Source organism: Paraclostridium benzoelyticum, from assembly GCF_001006285.1.
In the GTDB taxonomy this organism is placed as follows: domain Bacteria; phylum Bacillota; class Clostridia; order Peptostreptococcales; family Peptostreptococcaceae; genus Paraclostridium; species Paraclostridium benzoelyticum.
In genome coordinates this window covers 1-3869 of record NZ_LBBT01000197.1, presented here as the reverse complement: position 1 = coordinate 3869, position 3869 = coordinate 1, and the positions used below count along the sequence as shown (strand labels likewise).

General features: G+C 24.7%; 5 protein-coding genes. 2 read left to right on the top strand and 3 right to left on the bottom strand.

All coding sequences use genetic code 11. From position 1 onward, the window contains the following. Nucleotides 1-127: 127 nt before the first annotated feature. The gene (locus tag VN21_RS18860) at nucleotides 128-280 is read left to right on the top strand and encodes a hypothetical protein (RefSeq protein ID WP_156317219.1); all 153 of its coding nucleotides are present in this window, start codon (nucleotides 128-130) and stop codon (nucleotides 278-280) included. A gap of 113 nt (nucleotides 281-393) precedes the next feature. Here VN21_RS18860 and hisS read toward each other — a convergent pair whose 3' ends face one another. The 3 genes from hisS to VN21_RS09245 form a co-directional block, all read right to left on the bottom strand. Then, on the bottom strand, nucleotides 394-1689 hold the full coding sequence (hisS, locus tag VN21_RS09255; protein WP_046823004.1) for a histidine--tRNA ligase: 1296 nt from the start codon (nucleotides 1687-1689) through the stop codon (nucleotides 394-396). A 304-nt stretch (nucleotides 1690-1993) separates the two neighbouring features. Continuing rightward, entirely contained in the window at nucleotides 1994-2314 is a 321-nt protein-coding gene (locus VN21_RS09250) for a hypothetical protein (RefSeq protein WP_046823003.1), read from the bottom strand. An 11-nt stretch (nucleotides 2315-2325) separates the two neighbouring features. Then, the gene (locus tag VN21_RS09245; protein WP_046823002.1) at nucleotides 2326-2733 is read right to left on the bottom strand and encodes a helix-turn-helix transcriptional regulator; all 408 of its coding nucleotides are present in this window, start codon (nucleotides 2731-2733) and stop codon (nucleotides 2326-2328) included. Nucleotides 2734-3473: 740 nt separating this feature from the next. Between VN21_RS09245 and VN21_RS09240 the strand changes: the two genes are divergently transcribed. After that, nucleotides 3474-3674 carry a cold-shock protein gene (locus VN21_RS09240; RefSeq protein WP_021428710.1) on the top strand — a complete coding sequence of 67 codons (201 nt, stop codon included), beginning with the start codon at nucleotides 3474-3476 and terminating at the stop codon, nucleotides 3672-3674. Nucleotides 3675-3869 lie beyond the last annotated feature (195 nt).

Below are 3869 nucleotides of genomic sequence, written 5' to 3'. Positions count from 1 at the left end.
AAATAAGAAAATTATAGAAAAAATACTTTAACATTTTATGGTATAATAAAAATCAGGAATTGAAATCTATAGAGTGGTGTTCCATTAAACTTTCTAGCCTACTTCTAAAAGGAAGGAGGTGAGAAGTATGGAACTAAAGATAATTGTTAGTGCTATAAGCACTATATGTATTGGTCTTTTGACTAATTACATATATGACAAATTAAAAAACCACTCTAGTCGCCCAACTAAGAGTGGTATAGAACTTGATATAAAAATCAAATTCAAGCATTTCAAATAAATTAATTTGGAATATCACTCTACTGCGAATAGACTTCAATTCCTTTTTTATATTTATATTATATCACAATTCAACATCTTTTAAACTTAATTTTTAAAATAGATAATCAGGATTTAAAGATCTTTATAATTTATAAATTTTTCTTCTCCAGATATCATATTTTTAATTTTTATTTCATTATTATCAACTTCACTTTCCCCAATAAATATTACATTATTTATATTTAGTTTATTTGCGTAACTTAATTTTTTCTTTAAACTATCGTCTTCAAAATAAATACTTACGTTGTATCCTTTTTCATTTAAGTCTGACATAACTTTTCCGCTATATTCAAGTGTATCACCTATTGGTATTATTAAATAATCAGAACTAGACTTTATATTATATCTATCTATGAATCCAATTTCTTTTAAAACAAAGAATAATCTTGTTAATCCAATAGATATCCCAACTCCAGGTAGTATATTATTTGTATAATTCTCGGCTAAATTATCATATCTACCCCCGGAGCAAATAGATCCAAATTGTTCATTACCTATAAGGAAAGTTTCAAACACACTTCCTGTATAATAATCCAATCCTCTAATTATCTTTAAATCAACTTCAAATTCATTATCTTTCACACCTAAAATTTTCAATGTAGATACAACTTTTTTTAATTCATCTAATCCTTCAGAGAAAAACTCATTTTGAATGTTTAAATTAATCAACTTATCTAATAGAATTTCATTTGATCCTTTAAAGTTTAGTAAGTTAGTTAAGTAACTACTTTTTTCATCTCCAACAATGTCACGTAAACTATCATTAAAATTATCTTTACCTATCTTATCGTATTTATCTATCAGTGTTATAACTTCTTGGACATCGACTATTTGTAATTGAGATAAAACTCCTTTTAATATTTTTCTATTACTAATTTTAAACTTATAATCGTCTAAACCAATAGACCTAAAGGCTTTAGATGCTAAACTAATTACCCATGCATCATTGTAGGCACTTAGCTTATCTTTTCCAATGACATCTATATCTAACTGATAAAATTCTCTGTATCTACCCCTTTGATTTCTTTCGCCTCTATATACTTTACCTAGCTGATATTTTTTGAAAGGAAATACTAGATCGTTATAGTGTTGTACTACATATCTTGCAAAAGGCACTGTTAAATCAAATCGTAAAGATAAATCATTTTTCCCTTTTTCAAATCTATATACTTGTTTTTCTGTTTCACCACCGCTTTTAGCAAGTAATACACTTGATTTTTCTATTATAGGTGTATCAATTGCTAAACACCCATTATTTTCATATATATTTGTTATTTTGTTTACTATATCGTTAAAAATTGCTTGATCATTAGGTAATAACTCCATGAATCCTGGTAAAATACTTGGTTTTATATAGTTGTTTTTCATATAATATCGCTCCTATTTGAATAAATTATTTTTAATATTAAAAAAGCCATGTAGGCATATATCCCACATGGCTTAATAAATTATAAATACACTTAATTTATCACTCCTAGAGATACAAGCCTACGCGAACAGACTTGTATCTGGTTAAACAGACCAAGTCTCTAGAAATGTAGATGTATTAAATTTAATCTAATAAGTATATTCATAATAATCCTCCTAAAAAATAATTTACAAAAATGATAGTCCAATAAATAAGAAAAGTCAATAGTAATTTTTAGAATCTATTCTCATTAACATATAGACTTTAAAATTCTAAAACAACAACTGCAAATAGAACTATTGTTGATAGTGCAAAAAATATCAAGGAAACTCCAGCTTTCTTTTTTCTAGATTCAATTATTTGTTTATCTGTATCACTCATATTAGACAGATATTTCTTTCTTCCTATCAAATATAATAATAAACCACTACTATTATTTCCGCCTAATGCAAAAAAACCCCAAGCTTTTGGATGCTTAAATCCTCTACTTTTTGCATCAAGTTCTGTCATTTTAAAAACCTGATAAGCAAGAGTTGATGCTCCTAAGAGTGAAATAAAAATCAATACAATTAAATACCATCTCATACAAACTCTCCTTAAAATTTCTTGATTATTTGGTAAAATAATGATGTTATACTTAAAATTCCAATTGATGCTGCACCTATTATAAGATAATTGTTACTTGAAATTACGCCATTGAAAAAGATAAATAAAATAAAAAATATTATATTTATACCAAAGGCTATTAAAAGTTTTTTATTGCTACTAACAATATTTGTGCTTTCATCCAAATGTTTTATCATTTCAGAATCTCCTTTTAGTAATTCATCTAGACTAACATTATATAAATCACTTAGTTTAATTACACTTATGATATCGGGGTAAGATTTTTCATTTTCCCAATTTGATATAGTCTGTCTAGAAACTTGTATTTCTTCTGCTACATTTTCTTGAGTTAACTTAGATTCTAGTCGTGATTTTTTTAATTTATTTCCAATTTCCATAATGTTTCTCCTTATATCAAAATTTTGTCATATTTAATTAAATTCGTCTATCAAAATACCTTTACACAGTGTATTTTATAATGTCAAAATTATTTTACATGGCTAATTTTCAACGATTTTCAATGAATATATAAGTAAATCATAACATATAACAAAATAATATTTTATAAATAAGTTACTAGATGTATAAGCAAAAAAGATCTTTAAATCTAACAATTTGAATTTGTTTAAAGTGTAAGTAGTATATAAAAATTGTATAAAGTATAAGAGTAAGCTGTATACATGGTTTATAGAAATACTGTAAGATTAGGTACTTTATTAAACTTAAGAAAAATTATATAATAACTAAATTGTTATATATTAAGGGGAATTATATATGAAAAAATTGAAAAAATATTTAATTCATATAATCCAAATTATAGCTGTAATTAGTGTTTTCTTTTTTTGTTTTCTAATATAAATATTGATGAGAATAAAAATAAAAAAGAAGTTAAAGTAGGTCTTTATTAATATGGATCTTATTATTTTTTTGATAAAGGATCAAAGCCTAATGGTTATTACAATGATTTATTGAAGAATTAGAGCTCTTTAATATAAAACAGAGTTGATAATAAATGAACTTAATTATAATTGACAGAAAATACTATCTATTATTAATTATATATGTTATAATAATATTTGTAGAGATACAAAAGTAAATCAAGATTAGGTCTTGATATGGTTAATAGGAGTACATTTCAATGGAAAATGGAATAGTAAAATGGTTTAACAATGAAAAAGGATTTGGTTTCATAACAGTAGATGGAGGAGAAGATGTATTCGCTCATTTCTCAGCTATACAAACTGATGGGTTTAAATCATTAGAAGAAGGTCAAAAAGTAAGCTTTAATATAGTTAAAGGTGCTAGAGGTCTTCAAGCAGAAAACATAACTATATTATAATATATATATTCATGTTAATTAAAAAGACACAAAAAAGTGTCTTTTTTTTATAAAAATTTTTAGATTATACAATATATAATCTATTAGGTGGTGAGCTTAATGATTAATTTTACAAACGAATTAATTTTACAAACATTAAATACATTTTTTTTAGTTGGAGTTTTATTTATTGGATATAAATTAGTCTGTTATATT